Raw genomic sequence first — 20963 nt, 5'->3', positions numbered from 1 at the left:
GGGATAAAGTAATGTCTGAAAGTATACTTATCATTAACGCAATCGTTGCGGTTACATTTTTAGTCCTTTCTCTATTTGCTGGTCACGTGGCAGGGAGCCTTGCATACAGCAAAACAATTAAGCACTTGCGTCGCGCTGCCAGATTCAACTTCACCTTACTCGCCGGTATTGGTGTATTGGCGATAACGAAACTGGCTCTAATCGTGTATAGGTATTTCTACGGTATGCCCTCTTTAGGGGATAGCCTGCTTCTTTTCATTCCTTTGATTGCTTTACCAGCGATAGCCATCGCCGTGTTCTCGGTCCCGCGTCTCATAGAAATCATTCGGATGAGAACTACCAACGCCTATGAGCCGGCCAATCGGACGAAACGTCGGAGTGCATCAGAAGTAGAGCTTGTTGTACCGATTCAAACACTAACGATTGGAGCCTTACTGTACGCGTTGCCTTCTTTATACAGACTCCCAATCTCGTTCCGCAGTGAACTAATTATAGCTGGCATCCTCATTGTACTTCTTACAGCAACACTAATTTGGAGACAAAGTGTAAGGCGCAGACGCATTCATAGAGATAATGGTACTTCTATCTTCCACGTGGTGAGACGCATAGGCGTGTATGTAACAGCTTGCTTTTTAGTTACGATCAGTATCACCCAAACCGTTTCATCTGTAGAATTGAACAATCAAGTGAGTGCATCCTATGTTCAGGGTGACCTAATGATTAATACAGCAAAAGCAGTTCATGAACATGTCGAGTACAAATGGATCAATAAGACGCTGCTTCCCATGTATGAGGGTGTCACACTTGCTTTGAAAGCTTATAAAGATGTCGGACATCAGTAATTGTACAACGAAAGGGAGCTTCCTAAAACAGTCATTGGCTGTTTTTAGGAAGCTCCCTTTCATATTCGCAAATTAGAACGTATGTATTTCGTTTGATGCCTGTTCGTTAAGCGATTTGATTACGGTGTCTGTACCAATTCTCAAACAGATTGGCCGGTATAGGTTTCGTGAAATAATACCCTTGTGCTTCTTCACAGTTATGTTCACGAAGGAAATGAAGTTGTTCATCATTCTCCACACCCTCGGCTGTTACTTTCAGCTTCAAATGCTTAGCCATTGAGGTGATCGTAGTCACGATTGCTGCATCGCTGCCATTCTCCGTTAATTCATTGACAAATGAACGATCAATCTTCAGCTTATCAATCGGCAGCCTTTTCAAATATACGAGTGAGCTATATCCTGTGCCAAAATCATCGATACTAATCTGAACCCCAAGCTTCTTTAAGCTGGCCAAGGTTTCAGTAGCAAATTCCACATCACTTGTCATGCTTTCGGTAATTTCCAATTCCAAATAACGAGGCTCCATACCGGTCTGTTCCAAAATTGACTTGATGCGATCGACTAATTGATGCTGACGGAATTGACGCATGGATAAGTTCACCGACATCATGATTGGCGTCATCCCTGCATCCTGCCAGGCTTTGTTCTGCAAGCAGGCTGCACGAAGCACCCATTCTCCAAGCGGCAGGATAAGCCCATTCTCTTCCGTTAGGGGAATGAACTCTCCTGGAGGAAGAAGACCTCGCAGGGGATGATGCCAGCGGACCAATGCCTCCACACCGACAACCTTGCCAGTCTGCAAATTGACCAGCGGCTGGTAAGCAAGCATGAACTGCTCTTGCTCAAGAGCACGCCGCAAATCACTTTCAAGTCGCAGTCGGTCATGGGCCTTCATATTCATATCCGGCGTATAGCTTGAGAATTCATTCCGGTGAACTTTAGCGCTGTACATCGCGGTATCCGCATTCTTAAGAAGCAAATCCACACTTTCCCCATCCCGAGGATAGAAGGAAATCCCTAAACTTATTGTTACATGATACTCCGCTTCGCCAAGCACGAACGGAGCGTCGAAGAGTCCCATCAAGGATTGGGCATGCTTTTGAGCCGCGTTCTCTTCTGCTGCTTCTATCTCCGGAAGTAGAATAACAAACTCGTCACCACCCATTCGGAATAAATGATCCGGCTTCCCTACGGCATGACGAAGCCGCTGTGATACAGCCTGAAGCATTTGATCACCAAAGGTGTGACCGAGTGCATCATTAATGGTCTTGAAACGATCAATATCGAGCAGAAAAATAGCTAGCTGATTATCCTGCTGCTTCGCTAACTGGATCTCGGCATTCAAGCGTTCTGTTAGCAAGCGACGATTCGAAAGACCTGTCAGATCATCGTGATAAGCCAAAAAGTTAATGCGAGACTCTGAGCGTTTCTGTTCCTTGAATGGTTCTTCAATCGTAACGAAATAGATGCCCTTCATGAGGAAATAATAACCAGCAAGCTTATAAATATGACCCATCAGCATGTCGGTATCATGTAAATTCGAGCTGAGGACGAACTGAAGGTTAGCAAGTAGGAAGAATACAAGCGACTGGATAATGGTTAATAGTGCCTGAGGCTGCTCATTGCGGTTGCGATACATAATGGTACCGATTGTTAGCATATAGGCAACAATAATTACAGTCTCTACCGTTGTAAGCATATATACTAGCGGCTGACCAGTTAGAAGATAAATCGAAGGCCATTCGGCAAGCGAGAAATATAAACCAGCTAACAGCCAGCCAAAGCCCAGCGCGGCGGAGACAACAGGCAGCCGTCTTCCTGCCGAGATTGGCTGGTCACTTTTGCGAAAAATAAAGAAAAGACCTACGGAACCGATTAACTGCCCCGTTATCGCAAATAATAGCGATAATGTCGTATCCCCGACAAAGCGGAAGAATGGCATTCCCTCCATCGTTAATGCATGAAGCATATCGAATAGGCCAACGATGCTAAAAAGCGCTGCCGTTAAGAGCCGCTGACGGGAGAGTGACTTGACGAAAAATAACCAACCCAGTACAAGCATTGTAAAGCTTACGGCAAAGCTGATAAATTCGATTCCGGAATGTATAAAAAGGTAAGCATGATTTGGGATGGTTTGATACAGTACGGGATGTAGGATTCTCATGAGAATAAAGGTGAGAATGGCGATGAAGGCTATCCATATCGTAATTTTTTCCGCTCTGTTAATTGACATGGTGTCCCCCTTCAGCAGGAAAGCCGTCTGACGTCCGCTTGCTACCTATGTATATTATTTAGAAACAACAACATTCATCTCGTTGTTACAATTCACAAAATTCCACTTCTCTTACATGAAAAAAACTCTGATATAATAGTAATAGTAATTAATCCCGATTGACCTAATCATTACTAGTTTGTACCATTCAAAGCATCTTGTCCAGCCTATTTATATAGGTTTTCTCAAACTTTTCCCATAATCTATTCGTCATTTCAACAGGAGGATAACTTTCTATGTTAACCGCGAACAATTTAGGGAAAAAATATAAACATACATGGGCACTGGAACCAATTTCGCTTACGCTTGATCGAGGCATGCATGGTCTGCTTGGACCAAATGGAGCAGGCAAATCGACCTTGATGCGCCTATTCGCGGGCCTGCTTGTACCAACAACCGGGGATGCGATGCTCCATGGCTCCTCCGTTAGAAGCGGTAATCAAGTCAGGCAGCAGATAGGTTACGTGCCGCAGACGTTTCAAATGTTCCCGCAATTGACTGCCAGACAATGGCTTCTTCACGTTGCACGACTCAAAAACATCGGCACGAAACGAGAAAGAGAAGCCGAAGCAGAACGACTTCTTCGTGCTGTTCAACTTGAATCAAAAGCAGATCTCCCTGCACGCAGTTACTCCACCGGGATGGTGAAACGACTAGGTATTGCACAAGCGCTTGTGGGCAGCCCTCAAATCATCATCGTCGATGAACCAACGGCTGGCCTTGATCCTGAGGAACGCATTCGGCTGCGTAATGTTCTTGTTGAATTAGCCCAATCGAGCGTTGTACTATTCTCTACCCACGTTTTGAGTGATGTGGATATGAGCTGCAGAGATGTTATCGTACTTGGTGCCGGTAAGCTTCATTATAATGGAAAACTAGAAGGATTGGCAGAATATGCCTCAGGTAAATTGTGGGAATGGGAAGCCTCTGAGCATGAATGGCGAGCCATCGCTCAAGAGCAGCTGCTCACGGCTCGTCGAACAGCGGATGGGATACGATGTCGAACAATAGCCGACCTGCCTCCCACTCCTTATGCAGCAGCAGTGGTTCCTACAATGGAGGATGGTTATTTGGCACTCATAAGCAGCCTGACAATCGGAACGAAACGATGAGATCCTTGCTCCTACAGCTTACATTAGAGCTGCGTCTTATGAACAAAATGCGCTGGCCGTTTCTCCTCCCACTGATAGCCGGTGGTTGGATGCTGCTGCAATGCTTGAATAGTTTGCATTCATCCTCAACGGACATTAATTTTTATGCCGCAGATGCACATTCGACATTCATGATCCTGCTGCCTGCTATTCCTATTTTGCTTGGGGTATTGCTTATACGACGCGATGCAATGAATGCTTCTTATGAATGGATGCTTGGGCTGCCTATTACAAACACTATAATTATTGCAAGCAAGTGGATGGCTGCCTTCCTATATGCAAGCTTGTTCACGTTAGCCATTGAGATGGTTTATATTCTTTTTGCATGGCATCAAGGACTACCATGGTCCGCCATCTGCAGCTCCGTTATCTATTATTCGGCTCTCTACGGATGCTCCTTTGCGGTATCGGCGGCGCTTGGGATCGTCATCGGTGCACTAATGCCGCTGCGATTTTCCCTGCCAATTGCCTTCTGCGGCTGGGTGTTCGGTACATTGTTTTTGCCTGGATTGCTTGTAAGAAGCTATAGTCTCTATCCACTTAAAGCATTTAGTCTGAACCATCTGTTATATAACATTAATAACTCGGGCAACGAAGGTTGGACTGCTCCGCTTCTAAGAGAAGAATACGGATTGATGTATATATTCGCCGCCGCGTTCGGTTTATTTATATTAGCAGCCTCCAACGCCTTGCTTGCTCGGATAAGACCTGTACTCCATCCGAAAAGACCGCTTTTCGTCATGTGGGTTACTTTGCTGATATCCGCAGCTGCTTATGCTCCTTATGGTAAACTGTGGTTCGATCGATTTCAGGAGCTCCATGTTCTTGAGGCTTCCGCTCCAGAACGGAATGAAGCAGTTCCCAATGAGCCGTATGCTTTTCAGATTAAGAGCATGAAGCTGGATATGACAAGGGAAGAGGGCAACATGCTTCGGATGAAAGCAACTTATGTCCTTCCAACGCAAGATGGTCAGTTAATTCCTTCTGCACCCAATATTCACCAAGTGAAATCACATATTGGCGGTCATGTTTCTTTCCTGCTCGATCCCATGCTCCAAGTACATTCACTTCTTATCGATGGTCAAGCAGTCCCGTGGCAGCGTCAGGGTGATCTCATCTCATTTGCACAAAGCTTACTTTCAAAGAAGACCGAAATGCACAACATTGAGTTCGTTTATAGCGGTGTAATCAAGGAATGGAAGCTAGCCGGCAACTCGGAGGCATTCGCTGCTTTTGTTCAAGACAGCTCCGTCTTCCTTCCAGATTACACAGGATGGTTTCCACTTCCTGGTGGAGATCATTTGCTTATGGATAAGGAAACCTTAACGGAGCGACTCGATATCATCAAATATTTAAGGGCTGATTTTGATTTGACTCTGCATGGATTTGACGGGTCATTATTCGCTACTATAGCCGCCGCTCCAGATGATACACCTGAGACACGTCATTTCAAGGAAGAGGGAGCGCAGGCACCTACGCTCCTCGGATATAGTCAAATAAAAAAGCTCACACATGCCGATGAGCCGATTGCAATTCTTACAACAGCGGGAAACGTGCAAGAAAGTGAAACATTTCTGAAGGAACTCCACCAGAAACGACTATACTATGAAGCATGGACCAAGAAACCGTTGACTGGAATCAGCAAGATTACCTATATGTCGATAAACGAGCAAATTTCCGGATTAATGAGACGAAGTCCTTATGGTCTATATACTTCAGGAGATACCTTATTTGTAAACGCAGGCAAATATCAGAGCATCACGAATCGTTCTCAGTTTGTTCTTGGAAAGCTATTGTTCGGAGATACGGTTAACATTTTCGAGCATGTTAATGAATGGGATGACTATGATGATCCCTTCGAGAAGTACTCTATGGTTCAAGAAATCCGCTCGGCGATTATTAACTTGCCGTTAACGGAACAATATGCTGCATCTGAACCTACTTACTTGGTACCGCTGCCTAATGAAGCTGCCCCAGTGGCCATATCAATGCAGAAGATGATCAATGCTGCTTTTGTTAACGGACAGGGTGATTTTGTGAAACGTGTACTGCTTCACTTTTTGGACAAAGGATTGTTTATTCAAGATAATACTCAGAATCGTACTTATTCCAATGATGAGCTAGCGAAGCAGGTCCCCTACTTGTATCCAGTTATCACATGGAAGGATTGGATCGACGTATGGAATGAAGAAAAGGCAGGTGATGGCAAAGATGAGCGATGAAGAATTGCTACAAGGGATGGCAGCAGGCGATCAAGCATGCTTCGAGGCACTTATTCACCGCTATCACGCCCCGCTGTCTGGGTTTATGCAGCGACAGCTGCATGACAGCGGAAAAGCGGAGGATTTTGTTCAAGAAACGTTTCTCCGGCTAATTAAACAGCTTCGAGATAAACGTCCTCCAGATAATGTTCAAGCGTGGCTGTATCGAGTTTCCCTCAATATGTGCCGCGATTACTGGAAGAGCGCTCAGTTCCGAACGGATAAATTTCCATTTGCCGAACCGCCGGAGCAGAGAGATACCAGCCCTTCGGTCGTGGATTTGGCTGAACGTCAGGAAACACGCAAGGAGATCCATGAATCGCTTGAATCCCTTCCCGAGGTACAGCGTGAAATCATTAAGCTTCGCTTTTATCAGGACTTGAAGCTTCAGGATATAGCTGATATTGTCAGTCTACCTCTGGGCTCAGTTAAAACGCATCTCTACAATGGACTTCGAAAGCTTAAATCAAGACTTCGTCCAGAGCAAGCGGAGCTTGATACTACTAAAGGAGGCAGACGGAATGAGCGTTCCCCACGATAAAGAGATTAACCAGCTTGAGCAGGAGCTGCGTCAGCCGCTGTCGCAAATTATGACCCATCCGATAACCTCTCACGGCACGGCCATGCTCATAAAAGCACTTCAGCCTGCATTTGATGGGCTCAAGGAAGCCAGCGATGAAGAACGTTTCTCGCTTAGACAAACGCTTCCAAGCAAACGTCCGTCCTTGTTCCGACTGATGCATTCGCAGCTCTCCTCCTACTCCAGAGTATATTGGGTAGCGAGCCTGATGGTTTTCGGCATGCTGATGCTGATGCTGCCAACGAATGAATATGTATCCTATATTTCGGTTGCTCAGACCTTTACTTTTGTATTGCCTGCTTTGCTCCTTGCTTCCTTAGCCTACAGCTTCCGCTCGTGGAATAAGGAGATGCGAATGATTGAGAGCATTACTCCCTACCCGCCGGCACTGCTGCTTATCGTTCGAACGATGATTGTGATCGGACTTAACCTCGTATTCGGATTATTAGGCTCCATCTACATGAATATCGAGGTTCGCTCCTTCCCACTGCTTCCTTTCGTTCTGCAGTGGCTATCTCTTATGCTGCTGGTTAGTGGAGTAACCGCTTATATACTGATGTGGAAAGGGTTTAAAGCCGCTTTTGCCTGCTCCGCCTTGTTATGGCTGTTCTGGAATGGAGTCGAACAGCGAGTTCTTCCCACAAATGAGCTCAGTAATACAGGAAATGCAACAGCGATGTATCTATCTGCCCTAATTGCAGGCATCCTTCTGCTGTCGCTAGCCTATAAAAAGAGCTTTGGAAGACGCTTGCTGCCGTAAACGAGGAGGAACTAACGATGCTGGAGCTTCAACGGGTGATTTGGCGATCGTCAGGCTCCGATTTCAGGCTATTTATTCCAAGGTTGACTATCAAATCGGGGATTACCTTACTTGTGGGCCGTAACGGTGCTGGCAAATCATCCTTACTTAAGCTTATGGCCACGGCTCAATTCCCGATGGAAGGCGACATTTTATACAACGGAATGACGACCGCTCGTGATTTGGCCGTTATTCGCTCATCGATCGGATTTGTGCCCACTGGAATCGAACTCTATGAGGAAATGAGAACCACCAAGCTGCTGCATTATTTGGCAGAGCTTAAGGGGGTTTCAGACCCGTCTCAGTTAGATCAATTAATGGCTGACTTTAACCTTACACTCTATAAGACACACAAAATCAAATCGCTGGCGCAGGGTATTCGTCAGCGAATCGCGCTCGCACAGGCGTGGATTGGTACACCTGCCTATCTCTTTCTCGATGAGCCCTTGAATGCGCTCGATTCCTTGGAACGGCTGCAGTTTATTAAATACGTCGCCACGAATGCTCGTAACCGGACGATTGTAATATCCACACATGAGCTTAATGAGTGGGAGGCTTGGGCCGATCGCGTGCTCTGGCTGGACGATGGAAAAACGCTTTTCTATGGTACAGTAACCGAGTGGTCCGCAGATCTTCCGCTATCCGTATGGGAAGGCCGGGTTAATGCGGCGCATTACTTTCAATTGGATCCCGCTCATGTTCTGCATGTTAGAGAGGATGAACGAGAATTCGTGGTCCGATATCTGGGGAGCGAACCGCCTGAGGGACATTTCATTAAACAAATAACCTCGCTGGAGGATGCCTATTTCATTCGCTGCAGAAGTCAGCGATCCCTGCTAAATGCCAGTATGAATCTTGTTAAGAATCGATCTTCTTAACCAAACGGACGAATACTGTTAAGGTCTTAGTCACGTGGGTCACTTGTTGCAAAATCGTTCATCCGACCTTACAATCGAAACAGACAGGCTTATTGTCGATAGGGAGCTTGATTCGGTTTTGGCAAAAGATGGAGGGACACTAAGCTTGGATACTTATTTGCTAGAGCAATTATCAATCACCTATAACGGTGTCACTACAAGACTTGAATTTGTAACCGCCCAGCTCGTCGTTGTAACGGATGCGGGCTTTAGACTATGGTATATCGATGTGGACGGCATAAAGCAAACGACTTTACTGCATATGTTCAATGAAAGCGAAGATATTCGTGTTGATATGGCTGGTCTGACCGTTAGCGGTCAAGCGTTCGATGCCATCGGCTATTTCCATCCGAACGTCATGCATCATGCTGCTGCCATACGTGGAGATGGTGAACTAATAGGCTTTTAACGGGCTCAACACTAAAATAAGTGCTTGGTAAATGCGAAGCATGGTGCGTTGAAGCTCGGTGCGTAGAAGCCCGCTGCGCGGACGGATCATTCTTACGATCGCTGTTGTCTCCCTATTTCTTGATTCTATCCCTTAGGGGTAGAAATAAGGAGACAAAGGCGAACGCTATCGCTTCTTCAGAACGATTCCGTCCGCTTCGCTTTTGTTTATTCGTGTTGGCAACAACTGATTATGGTTAGAACCTTTTAACGAATCCAAATTCTTCTTACAACAATAGAACAGCCTTATTCTCCTTAGCTTTCTGAGAATAAAGGCTGTTTTTGCATGCCATAATATGGACTCGCTTAATCATGCTGCTTTACAACAATCCCTTTAAAGAACAAGTCGAACGTCAGTGCCAGCTGATCCATAATCGGCTCTTCCTTATCTTCCATCGACCATACGATCAAAGCCCCGAAGTAGGTTTGCAGTGCAAGCTGGGCAATCATCTCTGCCGGCATATCCTTGCGCAGCTCCCCGCTCTCCTGCCCTTGCTTGATAAGGGGAACGAGAACATCCGTCATCTCACTTTTCATTCGGTTATGTGCATCAAGCGCAGGCCCACTGCCGAATATAGCTTGAAAAAGGGCACGCGTCATTGATTTATTCAGTGGTAACTGCTTAGCAAGCAAGAAGACCACCATCTGCACTCTCGGAATAAGCGGTCCCGGCTTGTCCTTCAGATTCATAATTTCGTTCATCACGAATACTCCCTGCAGTTCACATACAAGTTTATCCTTGGATACAAAATAATTAAAAAAGGTTCCTTTTGCCACGCCCGAGGCCTTAGCAATTTGCTCGATAGTAGTCGTCTCATAACCCTGCTCGGAAAACAAAGAGAGTGCGGCTTCTTTGATTCGTAATCGTGTCTGTTCCTTCTTCAGCTCGCGCTTCATTCGTTTGCTCCCTTCGCCGGTGTTTCTTTTATCCGAACCTGTTGTATTCTCTACATTGTAGCATATGGATAGCAGGTACGTAAATATAATATGACCACTGGTCCATATTTTATAACGTTCTACATATTACCGAACAAACTTGTACATAAACCCTCATATATTACATCACTTATTAATAAATATAATTATGACCAATGGTACAAAATTAATTGACTTTTACCTTCTGGATCAGCTATAACTATTCGTAGGGATTCATAGCTATGCATGATTTACAGATCATCATTATGAAAATGTCGAATGAGGAGGAACCACCGATGACTGAACGCTTTATCCGCGGCCTAGCCCGCTTGAAGTGGGTTGTACTCGTTGCTTGGATTGCCATAGCAGTCGCAGCGATGTTTGGTTTGCCTGATCTCCAGGCGATTGTAAGACAAACCGAACAGAAATTTATTCCGGCAAGCTCTGAATCTGTCGTTGCTAAACAGATGATGGAGAAGATTGACCCGGAGACGACTACCAAGTCGAGCGCCATCATTGTTTATTCTCGTGATTCAGGAATGACGGATCACGATCGTGAATGGCTAAAGAATAAAGTAAGTGAAATAACAGCTCGCACGGGAAAGGACGGAGTCAAATCTGTCCAGTCGGCCTTCGGAACGCCTGAGCTAGCCTCGAAGTTCCAGAGCAAAGATGCGACAACAGAGATGGTCATTGTCGGGTTCGAGCGTGCAGATAATGATACAAAGACGCGCGAAGCAGTCGATAGACTAGAGGACGATATCAAAGGCGCACCTGCTGGCAGCAAGGTAGCACTTACCGGCAGCGCACCAATTAGCAAGGACTTTCAAGAAAGCTCTGAGAAAGGATTAGCAAAGACCGAGCTTCTTACCGTCGGACTCGTACTCATTATCCTTCTTATTGTCTTCCGTTCCCCTATCGCGCCTTTCATTCCCCTGATTACGATTGGCGTGTCCTTGCTTCTGACACGAGGACTCGTCGCTCTGGCAACTGAATACGGCATGACCGTTTCCTCTTTCACGGAATCCTTCCTCATCGCTGTCTTGTTCGGGGCCGGAACTGACTATTGCATCTTGTTGATTCAGCGATTCCGCGAAGAGCTCAGTGCCGATGGCGATAAGGTTGAAGCACTCATTCGTACTATGCGTACTGTTGGCAAGACGGTAGTCTTCTCGGCAAGTACAGTTTTCGTAGCCTTTTTCTTAATTGGATTTGCGCAATTCGGCTTATACCAATCTGCCGTTGGCGTCTCCATCGGTGTAGCGGTTACATTAATTGCAGGTCTAACGCTTACACCCGCCCTGCTTATGATCTTCGGGCAGGCGACCTTCTGGCCTTCCAAGGTCAAGAGCGGTCAAGGACATGGAGAATCGAAGCTATGGCGCGGTATGGCATCACTAGCTGCACGCAGACCCGTAGCTGTACTTCTCGTTGTCGTTATTTTACTTGCTCCACTCACCCTGCTGTTTCATGGTAAACGCTCATTCGATGATCTCTCGGAGATCAACCCGAGCTTTGGCTCGGTTCAAGGCTTCCGTCAGGTCGAGCATGCTTTTGGCTCAGGCGAGGTATTCCCAGTATCCATTGCACTTACTTCTTCTGCATCCATGCGAACCCCAGAAGCTTTGGCCGTAATGGAAAGCGCAAGTGCTAGCTTAGCGAAGATTGAAGGTGTCAGTGAAGTAAGAAGTGCCGTAAGACCGCTGGGTGAGCAATTAGCAGATCTTACAGTAACGAACCAGCTAACGAAGACATCCGATGCACTCAGTCAGATGAAGGATGGGATCGATAAAATTTCGGGTGGTTTATCCTCCGCAGGCGATTCGATTGTGAAGGGTCAAGCCGACATTAATAAGCTAACCGACGGTTTGCATACGATGTCTACCAAAACAACGGATGCCCAGAACGGTTTGAACCAAATTTATAAAGGTCTTCAAGCCGCTTCAACAGGCGCGAAGCAAATTGCTGGCGGACTCAAGCAAAGCTCACAGTTATCCGCCTCTATGGCTGCTGATCTGCAGCAGCTTCTCAGGGCACATCCCGAGCTGAAGGATGATGCGACGATGAAGCGATTGCTCGTGAAGCAGCAAGGTCTGACTGGCGGTTTGACCGGTCTTATGAACGGGGCTTCGAAGGTAACGCAGGGCTTTATGCAGATTAATCCTTCCGTTGCCAAGGTCGCAGGCGGACTAGGACAATTAGCAGAAGGTCAATCGCAAGCAGCTGCTGGTACGGAGAAATTAGGCAGCGGCCTGAGTAAGCTTACTAGCGGCCTACAAGATGGTGCGAGGGGACTCGGGGATATCTCCACTGGACTCACTTCGGTAAAAGAAGCAGAGGCAGTGATTGGCGATAGTCAAATCCCAGGCTGGAACTTGCCAAAGGTTGCGCTTGAACGTCCAGAGCTGCAGCAGGCGCTCAACTATTATATATCCAAAGACGGCAAAACAGCGAAGATCGATGTCGTGCTCTCGGTCAATCCTTATTCACCGAAAGCGCTCGTAACGGTTGATCAGCTGCGGACTGTGCTCAAGCATAGCTTAGACGGCTCAGCTATCACAACCCCCAGCATCTATGTTAGTGGAAGAAGCGCACAGATCGAAGAGATTAAAGACATTTCTAGAAGTGACTTTGTAAGGACGGGTTCGCTCGTGCTTATCGGTATCTTCATCGTCCTGATGATTTTGCTTCGCTCATTTCTTGCACCGCTGTATGTCTTGTTATCATTGGGCTTCAACTACTTGGTGACGATGGGAATTGTCGAGTTTATCTTCGTCAAACTCGCGGGCAAACCCGGCCTATCTTGGAGCGCTTCTTTCTTCGTCTTCCTGATCATCGTTGCACTTGGGGTTGATTATAGTATCTTCTTAATGGCTCGTTTCAAGGAAGAATACCGACCTGGAGGTATTTCCTATGCTATGTCGAAGGCCATGTCCACGACTGGCGGTGTTATCATTTCAGCTGCTGTTATTATGGGAGGTACGTTTGCAGCTCTCATGCTCTCAGGCGTAAATACACTGCTTCAGATTGGAGCAGGCATCGTCATTGGTCTTGTTCTTTACTCCACCGTATTCATGGGACTCGTTGTCCCAGCATTAGCCAACTTAATAGGCGAGGCAAACTGGTGGCCCTTCCATAAACGTGAAGCCAAGCAAACACAGGATAATCGGGATATTCCAACCAGCTCCAATCATAAACATCCAAATAACACCAAGAATCCTATTGATATTCGATAACGATTTTAGAAAATAACAAGAAGAAACGGCTAACGCCGTCCTTGGCGGCGAAGCAAGTTTCTTCCCCCCGAAATATAAGCAAAGTATGGAGAAAACTTATACTTTCTGATATTTTAAAACAAGACAGTCCGCTTTTATTGGCGCCTGTCTTGTTTTATTCCAGCACCATTTAGCGGATTGCTTCTACTGCGCTGAGTGTGTGAGCGAACAGCTCCGTTACTTCGAGATGCTGGATATACTCGAGTGCTGCACGTGTTTCCTCCGATGCCTTGCCACTCTCTTGCAGCTGGATGATATCAGTTAAGGCATTCGGATTCCAAACACTCTGACGTTTCATATCTACAAGCGTCTCACGAATACGGCTTTCCGGAAGCTCTACGAGTATAACTCCGTGCTGAAGCCAGTCGGCCACTTTTGCTTGAAGCTTACCCTTGACCGGATGAGATCCAGCACAATGAAACCAATAATTAGCATTTGAGTAATCATGCTCCATTCGGTGCATGATCGCATGCCAATAGCAGCCTGTAGCATCATCTTCAATCTGCTGCGAATAGGAATGTGATAGATCCAAACTATCATTCCATAGGTGAAGACCCGCTTTTAGTGCAATGACTTCTTTAGACTCGGGGGTGAGCGCTTCACCTTCAGGCAAAGCAAGTGCTGCAATATCTTCGTCTATCGCTTGATCCCATACCCTTACTGGTGATAACGGTTGTAATGGACTGCGATTTTGCAATTTCGTAATAATCTCATTCCACTTAAGCTGATTATTCATTCAATTTCACTCCTTAATGTAATAAACAAGAGGATTATACAGTAGGGACCTAAACATTCAGCTCCAAGGTGTTATTTAAATTTAACCGCTTTTCCACAACGTGACAATGCTTAATTCCCCTTGCATTTTTAGGCTCAACACTAAAATAAGTGCTTGATAAATGCGAATACCCCCATCATCCATTCCAACGGACTGATAGGGTATTATTGTGTTTACAGAACAAACCCTTTGCCGGCATGGAAGCCAGTAAAGGGTTTGTTTGCTTATCTATTATTCCAAGCTTCTGCTGTAAACTACTTCTTGTTATGCAGAACCTCAGGTGTTGTCAGCTTATCGTAGAAATCAACGGATTTATCTTTATCGTCGGATTCACGAAGCGCCATTGCTGAGCGTGGATGCTCATCAAGCATACCTGTAATCATGTAAGGGATAATATAGCCCCACTCTTCTTTCTCGCGAAGAGGGATCATATATTTCTCGATCATATCCAGTAAAGGACGAACATTATATTTGGCGTTCTTGAGATGAGCTACAAGTAATTCAGTCGGGCAATTACCAGCTGCACGTCCCATGCCATAAACGGAAGCATCTAGGAACTCGACGCCTTTCTCCGCAGAAATCAATGTATTGGCAAATGCCAGCTGCATGTTGTTATGGGTATGGACACCAAGTGTCTTGTTAGGCAGGTACTTTTGGAATTTGGCAACCAGATAGTTGAAATCATTCGGGTCCAAGCTGCCGTAGGAGTCAACGACATAAACTACATCCACGACACTTTCATTGATCAGCTCGAATGCTTCAAGCAGTTGATTCTCCATGACGTTAGAAAGAGCCATAATGTTTATCGTTGTTTCGTAGCCACGGTCATGGAATACTTGAACAAGATGAAGCGCTTTTTCCACATCTTGTACGTAACATGCAACGCGGATTAGATCGATCATGCTATCTTCGCGCGGCAAAATATCATTCTCGTCTACACGACCGATATCAACCAGTGCAGATAGCTTCGTGTTCAGCTTCTGCGGAATGACTTTACGAAGGAAATCGTCGTCCAGGAAACGCCATGGGCCCGCTGACTCGGCACCTTTAAGCAGTTTCGGAGAATTCTTGTATCCAATCTCCATATAATCGACGCCAGCTTCATTCAAAGTGTTATACAAATGTTGAACGAACTCAACACTGAAGTCCCAGTTGTTAACGAGTCCGCCGTCGCGTATCGTACAGTCTACAATTTTGCCATGATTCGTTTTTTTCGTATTCATGCGTGTATAGCTCCTTTAGTTAAAGCTTGTCTTTTCTATCCATGATACTTGAAAATGCCCTTTAACGCAAAGCTAATTTGTCGGATTTAGCCATACCTTGTCAGCTTTGTGAAAATCATTTTGTCTATTTTTTGCCCTCGTCAAACGCCGATATTCTCTACTTCCTCTTTGCATAAAGTAATGCGGCTAAACTACAAATTATTAAGCAGTTAAAATCACAGCGGCGGCGTTAATTAGCATGGCTAAAGTTAAATCATCTCTTCCGCTCGAACGACTTCATCAAATTTCTCCGCCGTAATGTGTCCACTGCGAATGGCCGCTTCGCGCAGGGTAAGTCCTTCCTTATGCGCTGTCTTTGCGATGGAGGCTGCGTTCTCGTAACCTATATGCGGATTAAGTGCTGTAACCAACATAAGCGATTCACTCAGATGGCGGCCAATCGCTTCGCGGTTAGCTTCAATCCCCCTCGCACAATGTTCCTCGAAGGAGTGGATCGAATCGGCCAGTAATCTCACAGACTGTAGGAAACTGTTAATAATAATCGGTTTGAATACATTCAACTCGAAATTACCCTGACTAGCCGCGAATCCAATCGCCGCATCATTGCCCAACACCTGACAAACGACCATTGTCAGTGCTTCGCACTGTGTAGGGTTTACTTTGCCTGGCATAATAGAGCTTCCCGGTTCATTCTCCGGAATACGAATTTCCCCTATTCCGCATCTTGGGCCGCTTGCAAGCCAGCGAACATCATTGGCAATCTTCATTAGATCTGCTGCTAATGCTTTGATTGCTCCATGGACAAAAACAATTTCGTCGTGACTCGTCAGCGCATGGAATTTGTTAGGAGCGCTCGTATATCGCTTGCCAGTAAGCTTGCTAATCGCTGCCGCAACATGATCGCCAAACCCCTTCGGTGCGTTCAGTCCCGTACCCACTGCTGTTCCGCCAATTGCCAGCTCACGAAGCTCTTCACTGGAACTCTTGATATTCCTCTCACCTTTTTCCAGCATACGAACCCAGCCGCTGATTTCTTGACCAAGCGTTAGCGGTGTCGCATCCTGCAGATGGGTACGTCCAATCTTGATCACATCGGCGAACTCCTCACTCTTGCGCTGCAGCGTTTGTTTCAACTGAGCAATTGCCGGGAGCATCTTCTCTTCCATAGCGATGAGTGCGGCGACATGCATGGCGGTCGGAAATGTATCGTTCGAGCTTTGCGAGCGGTTCACATCATCATTAGGATGAATAGAAGGGATGGGATCTCCGCCGCTTCTAGCCTGAAGCAATTGCCCTGCTCTGCGGGCAATAACTTCATTCACGTTCATATTGGACTGCGTGCCGCTGCCGGTTTGCCATACCGCAAGCGGAAATTGATCGTTCCAGCGTCCGGCAATAACTTCATCTGCCGCTTCCGCGATAGCTTGTGCTTTGTGGGCGTCCAGCTTGCCGATATTTTCATTAACCAGAGCAGCCGCTTTTTTCAAATAAGCAAATGCCGTGATGAGCTCGGAAGGCATTTTTTCCGTACCAATTCTGAAATTCTGCAAGCTTCTCTGCGTTTGTGCACCCCACAGCCGATCAACCTCAACCTCTATTTCTCCCATTGAATCCTTCTCAATCCGGTATTCCGTCATACGTCACCTTTCCCTTCACTAAATAAGATACAGCATCCCTTCTACTTACCTATAACGTCAAATCCGACTTTATGTAACGATAATGGTTTAAACCACAACTAATGCATCTAAAAAGAACTAAATCTACCTTGTACGTAAGAGGGCGAATTTATGCCTTGGAGCAAAGATGATTATCCGGGATCGCTGAAGAATCAGGATAAGTAGGTGAGAAACAGGTGGCAATACGGCGTTTGGTTAAATGTCAAAAGGGCAGCGCCCTCAAGTAATGAATCCAGCGAATTCACTTGAGGGCACTGCCCTTTGTTGTTTTTCAAGCTCTTTAATCGCTATAAAGCAAGAATCTCTGGAACCTGCGCTTCTACGAAGCTGCGGATTTCGTCAGGCCCTTCTAGCTCTAGTGCCTTGGAAGCCAGCTCAGCCATTGCGGATTGGCTCAGCGTGCTGATGAGCGCTCTTGTCTGGAAAATGGAGCCGCCGCTCATGCTGAATTCCTTCAGGCCCAGTCCCAGAAGAATGGGCACCGCATGAGGCGACCCGGCCATTTCACCGCACATCCCTGTCCATTTACCAGCCTTCTGAGCAGCTCGGATAACCTTCTCAATTAAATAGAGAACTGCTGGCTGCAAAGGATCATTGAGATGGGCAAGCTTCTCGTTCATCCGATCTGCCGCCAACGTATATTGGGTCAGATCGTTCGTACCGATGCTGAAGAAATCAACTTCCTTGGCAAAACGATCTGCGAGCATTGCCGCAGCGGGCACCTCAATCATGATGCCAACTTCAAGTTCAGGATTGAATGCAATCCTCTCACGCTGCAGTTCTTCCTTACACTGATCCAGCACCGCTTTGGCCGCTCGCCATTCGCTTAATGCGGCAATCATAGGGAACATGATTTTGACATTACCGAAAGCACTGGCGCGAAGAATAGCCCGAAGCTGTGTTTTGAACAATTCCGGACGATCCAAGCAAATTCTTATTGCCCGATAGCCAAGAAACGGATTGTCTTCTTGAGGGAGCTGAAGAATAGGCAGCTCCTTATCTCCCCCGATGTCCATTGTACGAATGATGATGGGAGCATCCGGTCCGAACGCTTTTACAACCTTGCGATAGGCTTGAAACTGCTCCTCTTCCGAAGGGAGCGTGTCTCGGCCCATATACAAGAACTCCGTACGAAACAAGCCAATACCCTCCGCACCGTTGTTCTTAGCCGCAGCTGCATCCTCTGGGGAGCCGATGTTGGCAACCAGCTCCACCTGGAAGCCATCCGCCGATACGGAATCTGCACTTGTGAGCTTCCGCAGCTGCTCCAGCTTCGCAAGGTTCGCTCTCTGAAGTGCCCGGAAATGTGCAATCGTTTCGGCGTCCGGATCCACATGAAGCTGACCTTGGCTGCCATCAACGATTAAATACTGACCACCCCGCACAGCTTGAAGCTGATCTCCCATCCCTACAATAGCGGGTATGCCTAAGGAACGAGCTATAATAGCGGTATGCGAAGTTTTACCTCCCTGCAAAGTTACAAAGCCTGCAACGATATCCGGTTTGAGCTGAGCCGTATGAGATGGCGTAAGCTCCGGTGCCAGAATAATGACCGGCTCGTCGCCAGCTTCGGTAGGCATCTCTGTTCGGCCAGTAAGCTTACCGATGACTCTTCCGCATACATCGCGAATATCGGAAGCCCTCTCTCTTAGGTATTCATCCTCCAAACTTTCCATTACAGCCGCGACCTCATCACGGGTAGCTGCAATCGCTAGTTCAGCTGGAATGAGCTTATTCTTAATTGCTTCTTCGGCACGGCCGATAAGCTCCTCATCCTCCAGCAGCAGGAGATGGCCATCGAAGATCTCGGCTTCGTCACCTCTGCCCCGCTCCGTCAGTTCATCTCTGAGCTTGCGCACTTCCTCCACGCTAGAGAGAACAGCCGCCTGCAATCTCGAGGTTTGCTCCGCTACGGCAGAAGAAACAATGGATGCTGGGCCCTTATGCGACTCTTCGGTCTCCAGTCGCCAAGCACGCCCGATTGCAATGCCTGGCGATGCAGCAACGCCGTTAAAAACAATCATTGGCCAGCACCTGGTGCATGATGATTGCCTGCAATATCTGCGAAAATCGCGCCAATTTCATCTTGTACCGCGGCCTCTTGCTCGCCTTCTGTAATCAAGGTCACCGTATCGCCATGCTTGGCACCAAGCGTAAGGACGTTGACTAAGCTTTTCACGCTGACACGCTTACCGTCCTTCTCTAGGAATACGCTGCAAGCTGGATATTTCTTTGCTGCCTCCACGATTTGTTTAGCTGGCCGAACATGAATACCTAGCTCGCTTTGAATGGTGTATGTCTGTTCCATTGTTCTCCACTCCCTGTCTGATAGTTGGCATTAATCAGCCTTTGTAAGGGCCTACATCTTTTTCGTGATTTCATCCTTAAGACGCTCTGATTGCGTTCCGAATATAACCTGCACAGCACCGGAGCCAAGTCTCATTACTCCCGAGGCGCCAAGATTTTTCAGTGCCTGATCATTAACAGCTGTTTCATCCTTCACAACTAAACGAAGACGAGTAATACAAGCATCAATTCCCACAATATTGTCCGAGCCCCCGATATTAACCAGCACCTGCTCTGCCTTCTCCTCAAAAGTACCTGTCATCGCTTTAGCTGTCGCTGCAGTCGATACCGAATCCGGTTCGTCTACTTCGCGGCCTGGTGTTTTCAAGTTGAATTTCACGATGATAAAGCGGAACATGAAGTAGTACACGACCGCAAAAACCAAACCGATAGGGATAAGCAGCAGCGGCTTGGTCGCCAGCTGAAAGTTGACGACATAATCGATGAAGCCCGCTGAGAAACCAAAGCCATCCTTGATTCCGAGCTGGGTAACGATAAACGCGGAAACCCCGGTCAATACGGCATGGACTACAAATAACGCAGGAGCCACGAACATAAAGGCAAATTCAAGCGGTTCCGTTATCCCTGTCAAGAAGGAGGCGAGCGCCGTTCCGATGAATATGGATGCGATAGCCTTACGCTTCTCTGGTCTAGCTGTATGAATAATTGCGAATGCGGCAGCCGGCAGCGCGAACATCATGATGGGATAGAATCCAGCCATGAACATGCCAGCCGTCTTGTCCCCTTTGAAGAATCGTGTCAGGTCACCATGCACGACATTACCAGCCGCATCCGTATAGTCGCCGATTTGAAACCAAGCAATCGAGTTGAGCACATGATGTAAGCCAAATGGGATAAGCAGCCGGTTCGCCATCATAAAGATTCCGGCTCCGACGCCTCCAAGATCAACAATCCATCGCCCAAAGGTATCGAGCTGATTTTGAACAGGGCCCCAAATAAGTCCAAATATAATTCCGACTAAAACCATCGTCAGTGAAGTAATGATTGGTACGAAGCGTTTGCCGGAGAAGAAGCCCAGCCATTCTGGAAGTTTGATGGTATGATAGCGCTTGTATAAGAAAGCCGCAACAAGACCAGCTAAAATGCCTCCGAGAACACCCATGTTGAGTACGGCAGCCTTACCAACCAAGTTAGGGAATGCGACTGGAACTTTAGTAAGCACGGTCGTGAGCACTAGATAAGCAATTACCGCGGCCAGTGCTGCAACGGCATCACCTGCTAAGCCGATCGCGACCCCAACCGCAAATATAAGGGGAAGGTTGTCAAATATTGCAGAGCCGCCTGCAGACAGGAACGGTGCGATATATTGATTAAGAAATCCCCCAACATCATGGCCCATATGAAAATCCTTCACATAATCAATCGCGCCGAAGCGCAGCAGCAGGGAAGCTGCGGGAAGTGTAGCAACAGGCAGCATGAGTGCTTTACCGATTTTTTGCAAAAATGCGAGCATTTCTCAACAT

16 protein-coding genes are annotated in these 20963 nt (G+C 46.9%); 8 read left to right on the top strand and 8 right to left on the bottom strand.

Annotation, left to right across the window (positions count from 1 at the left end; genetic code table 11):
* Positions 1 to 11: 11 nt before the first annotated feature.
* The gene (locus EKN16_RS31145) at positions 12 to 842 is read left to right on the top strand and encodes a hypothetical protein (RefSeq protein ID WP_125665424.1); all 831 of its coding nucleotides are present in this window, start codon (positions 12 to 14) and stop codon (positions 840 to 842) included.
* A 106-nt stretch (positions 843 to 948) separates the two neighbouring features.
* Here EKN16_RS31145 and EKN16_RS31140 read toward each other — a convergent pair whose 3' ends face one another.
* The gene (locus EKN16_RS31140) at positions 949 to 3075 is read right to left on the bottom strand and encodes a putative bifunctional diguanylate cyclase/phosphodiesterase (protein ID WP_125665422.1); all 2127 of its coding nucleotides are present in this window, start codon (positions 3073 to 3075) and stop codon (positions 949 to 951) included.
* Between the two features lie 275 nt (positions 3076 to 3350).
* Between EKN16_RS31140 and EKN16_RS31135 the strand changes: the two genes are divergently transcribed.
* Genes EKN16_RS31135 through EKN16_RS31110 form a run of 6 tightly spaced genes read left to right on the top strand, consistent with a single transcriptional unit; the run spans position 3351 to position 9231 of the window.
* Positions 3351 to 4226 carry an ATP-binding cassette domain-containing protein gene (locus EKN16_RS31135; RefSeq protein WP_125665420.1) on the top strand — a complete coding sequence of 292 codons (876 nt, stop codon included), beginning with the start codon at positions 3351 to 3353 and terminating at the stop codon, positions 4224 to 4226.
* Positions 4112 to 6487: an ABC transporter permease gene (locus EKN16_RS31130; RefSeq protein ID WP_164523067.1), complete on the top strand. Its 2376-nt coding sequence runs from the start codon at positions 4112 to 4114 to the stop codon at positions 6485 to 6487. Before EKN16_RS31135 ends, EKN16_RS31130 begins: the two co-directional genes overlap by 115 nt.
* The gene (locus EKN16_RS31125) at positions 6450 to 7067 is read left to right on the top strand and encodes an RNA polymerase sigma factor (RefSeq protein ID WP_232016116.1); all 618 of its coding nucleotides are present in this window, start codon (positions 6450 to 6452) and stop codon (positions 7065 to 7067) included. The genes EKN16_RS31130 and EKN16_RS31125 overlap by 38 nt, the downstream gene beginning before the upstream one ends.
* The gene (locus EKN16_RS31120; RefSeq protein ID WP_125665414.1) at positions 7048 to 7866 is read left to right on the top strand and encodes a hypothetical protein; all 819 of its coding nucleotides are present in this window, start codon (positions 7048 to 7050) and stop codon (positions 7864 to 7866) included. Before EKN16_RS31125 ends, EKN16_RS31120 begins: the two co-directional genes overlap by 20 nt.
* A 17-nt stretch (positions 7867 to 7883) precedes the next feature.
* Positions 7884 to 8783 (top strand): ATP-binding cassette domain-containing protein, encoded by a 900-nt coding sequence (locus EKN16_RS31115; protein WP_125665412.1) that lies wholly within the window; start codon positions 7884 to 7886, stop codon positions 8781 to 8783.
* A gap of 43 nt (positions 8784 to 8826) precedes the next feature.
* Complete coding sequence (locus EKN16_RS31110; protein WP_232016115.1) at positions 8827 to 9231, top strand: hypothetical protein; 405 nt, start codon at positions 8827 to 8829, stop codon at positions 9229 to 9231.
* 344 nt (positions 9232 to 9575) lie between these two features.
* On the opposite strand, the gene EKN16_RS31105 is transcribed toward EKN16_RS31110, so the two are convergent.
* A complete protein-coding gene (locus EKN16_RS31105; protein WP_125665410.1) occupies positions 9576 to 10166 on the bottom strand; it encodes a TetR/AcrR family transcriptional regulator in 591 nt (196 codons plus the stop codon).
* Between the two features lie 314 nt (positions 10167 to 10480).
* Between EKN16_RS31105 and EKN16_RS31100 the strand changes: the two genes are divergently transcribed.
* The gene (locus EKN16_RS31100; protein ID WP_164523066.1) at positions 10481 to 13420 is read left to right on the top strand and encodes an MMPL family transporter; all 2940 of its coding nucleotides are present in this window, start codon (positions 10481 to 10483) and stop codon (positions 13418 to 13420) included.
* A 169-nt stretch (positions 13421 to 13589) separates the two neighbouring features.
* On the opposite strand, the gene EKN16_RS31095 is transcribed toward EKN16_RS31100, so the two are convergent.
* The 6 genes from EKN16_RS31095 to nagE all read right to left on the bottom strand — a co-directional run bounded on the left by EKN16_RS31095 (position 13590) and on the right by nagE (position 20953).
* Entirely contained in the window at positions 13590 to 14195 is a 606-nt protein-coding gene (locus EKN16_RS31095) for a hypothetical protein (RefSeq protein WP_125665406.1), read from the bottom strand.
* Between the two features lie 293 nt (positions 14196 to 14488).
* Positions 14489 to 15457 carry an aldolase catalytic domain-containing protein gene (locus tag EKN16_RS31090; RefSeq protein ID WP_125665404.1) on the bottom strand — a complete coding sequence of 323 codons (969 nt, stop codon included), beginning with the start codon at positions 15455 to 15457 and terminating at the stop codon, positions 14489 to 14491.
* 248 nt (positions 15458 to 15705) lie between these two features.
* Positions 15706 to 17094 carry a class II fumarate hydratase gene (gene fumC / locus EKN16_RS31085; protein WP_125665402.1) on the bottom strand — a complete coding sequence of 463 codons (1389 nt, stop codon included), beginning with the start codon at positions 17092 to 17094 and terminating at the stop codon, positions 15706 to 15708.
* Between the two features lie 326 nt (positions 17095 to 17420).
* Complete coding sequence (gene ptsP, locus EKN16_RS31080) at positions 17421 to 19157, bottom strand: phosphoenolpyruvate--protein phosphotransferase (protein ID WP_221226668.1); 1737 nt, start codon at positions 19155 to 19157, stop codon at positions 17421 to 17423.
* Entirely contained in the window at positions 19154 to 19441 is a 288-nt protein-coding gene (locus EKN16_RS31075; protein WP_125665400.1) for an HPr family phosphocarrier protein, read from the bottom strand. Before EKN16_RS31075 ends, ptsP begins: the two co-directional genes overlap by 4 nt.
* Before the next feature lie 51 nt (positions 19442 to 19492).
* Positions 19493 to 20953, bottom strand: a complete 1461-nt coding sequence (nagE, locus tag EKN16_RS31070) for an N-acetylglucosamine-specific PTS transporter subunit IIBC (protein ID WP_125665398.1) — start codon at positions 20951 to 20953, stop codon at positions 19493 to 19495.
* Positions 20954 to 20963: the final 10 nt, after the last annotated feature.

Source organism: Paenibacillus baekrokdamisoli (assembly GCF_003945345.1).
Taxonomy (GTDB): Bacteria; Bacillota; Bacilli; order Paenibacillales; family Paenibacillaceae; genus Paenibacillus_Z; species Paenibacillus_Z baekrokdamisoli.
The sequence above is the reverse complement of the archived record's forward strand: the minus strand, read 5'-3'. Positions and strand labels throughout refer to the sequence as shown.

What these genes read in the sequence shown, in the direction of transcription:
- EKN16_RS31105 (WP_125665410.1), bottom strand. Translation starts at nt 10,166, where the DNA reads ATGAAGCGCGAGCTGAAGAAGGAACAGACACGATTACGAATCAAAGAA.
- ptsP (WP_221226668.1), bottom strand. Translation starts at nt 19,157, where the DNA reads ATGATTGTTTTTAACGGCGTTGCTGCATCGCCAGGCATTGCAATCGGG.
- EKN16_RS31140 (WP_125665422.1), bottom strand. Translation starts at nt 3,075, where the DNA reads ATGTCAATTAACAGAGCGGAAAAAATTACGATATGGATAGCCTTCATC.
- EKN16_RS31100 (WP_164523066.1), top strand. Translation starts at nt 10,481, where the DNA reads ATGACTGAACGCTTTATCCGCGGCCTAGCCCGCTTGAAGTGGGTTGTA.
- fumC (WP_125665402.1), bottom strand. Translation starts at nt 17,094, where the DNA reads ATGACGGAATACCGGATTGAGAAGGATTCAATGGGAGAAATAGAGGTT.
- EKN16_RS31135 (WP_125665420.1), top strand. Translation starts at nt 3,351, where the DNA reads ATGTTAACCGCGAACAATTTAGGGAAAAAATATAAACATACATGGGCA.
- EKN16_RS31120 (WP_125665414.1), top strand. Translation starts at nt 7,048, where the DNA reads ATGAGCGTTCCCCACGATAAAGAGATTAACCAGCTTGAGCAGGAGCTG.
- EKN16_RS31095 (WP_125665406.1), bottom strand. Translation starts at nt 14,195, where the DNA reads ATGAATAATCAGCTTAAGTGGAATGAGATTATTACGAAATTGCAAAAT.
- EKN16_RS31130 (WP_164523067.1), top strand. Translation starts at nt 4,112, where the DNA reads ATGTCGAACAATAGCCGACCTGCCTCCCACTCCTTATGCAGCAGCAGT.
- EKN16_RS31125 (WP_232016116.1), top strand. Translation starts at nt 6,450, where the DNA reads ATGAAGAAAAGGCAGGTGATGGCAAAGATGAGCGATGAAGAATTGCTA.
- EKN16_RS31115 (WP_125665412.1), top strand. Translation starts at nt 7,884, where the DNA reads ATGCTGGAGCTTCAACGGGTGATTTGGCGATCGTCAGGCTCCGATTTC.
- EKN16_RS31145 (WP_125665424.1), top strand. Translation starts at nt 12, where the DNA reads ATGTCTGAAAGTATACTTATCATTAACGCAATCGTTGCGGTTACATTT.
- EKN16_RS31090 (WP_125665404.1), bottom strand. Translation starts at nt 15,457, where the DNA reads ATGAATACGAAAAAAACGAATCATGGCAAAATTGTAGACTGTACGATA.
- nagE (WP_125665398.1), bottom strand. Translation starts at nt 20,953, where the DNA reads ATGCTCGCATTTTTGCAAAAAATCGGTAAAGCACTCATGCTGCCTGTT.
- EKN16_RS31075 (WP_125665400.1), bottom strand. Translation starts at nt 19,441, where the DNA reads ATGGAACAGACATACACCATTCAAAGCGAGCTAGGTATTCATGTTCGG.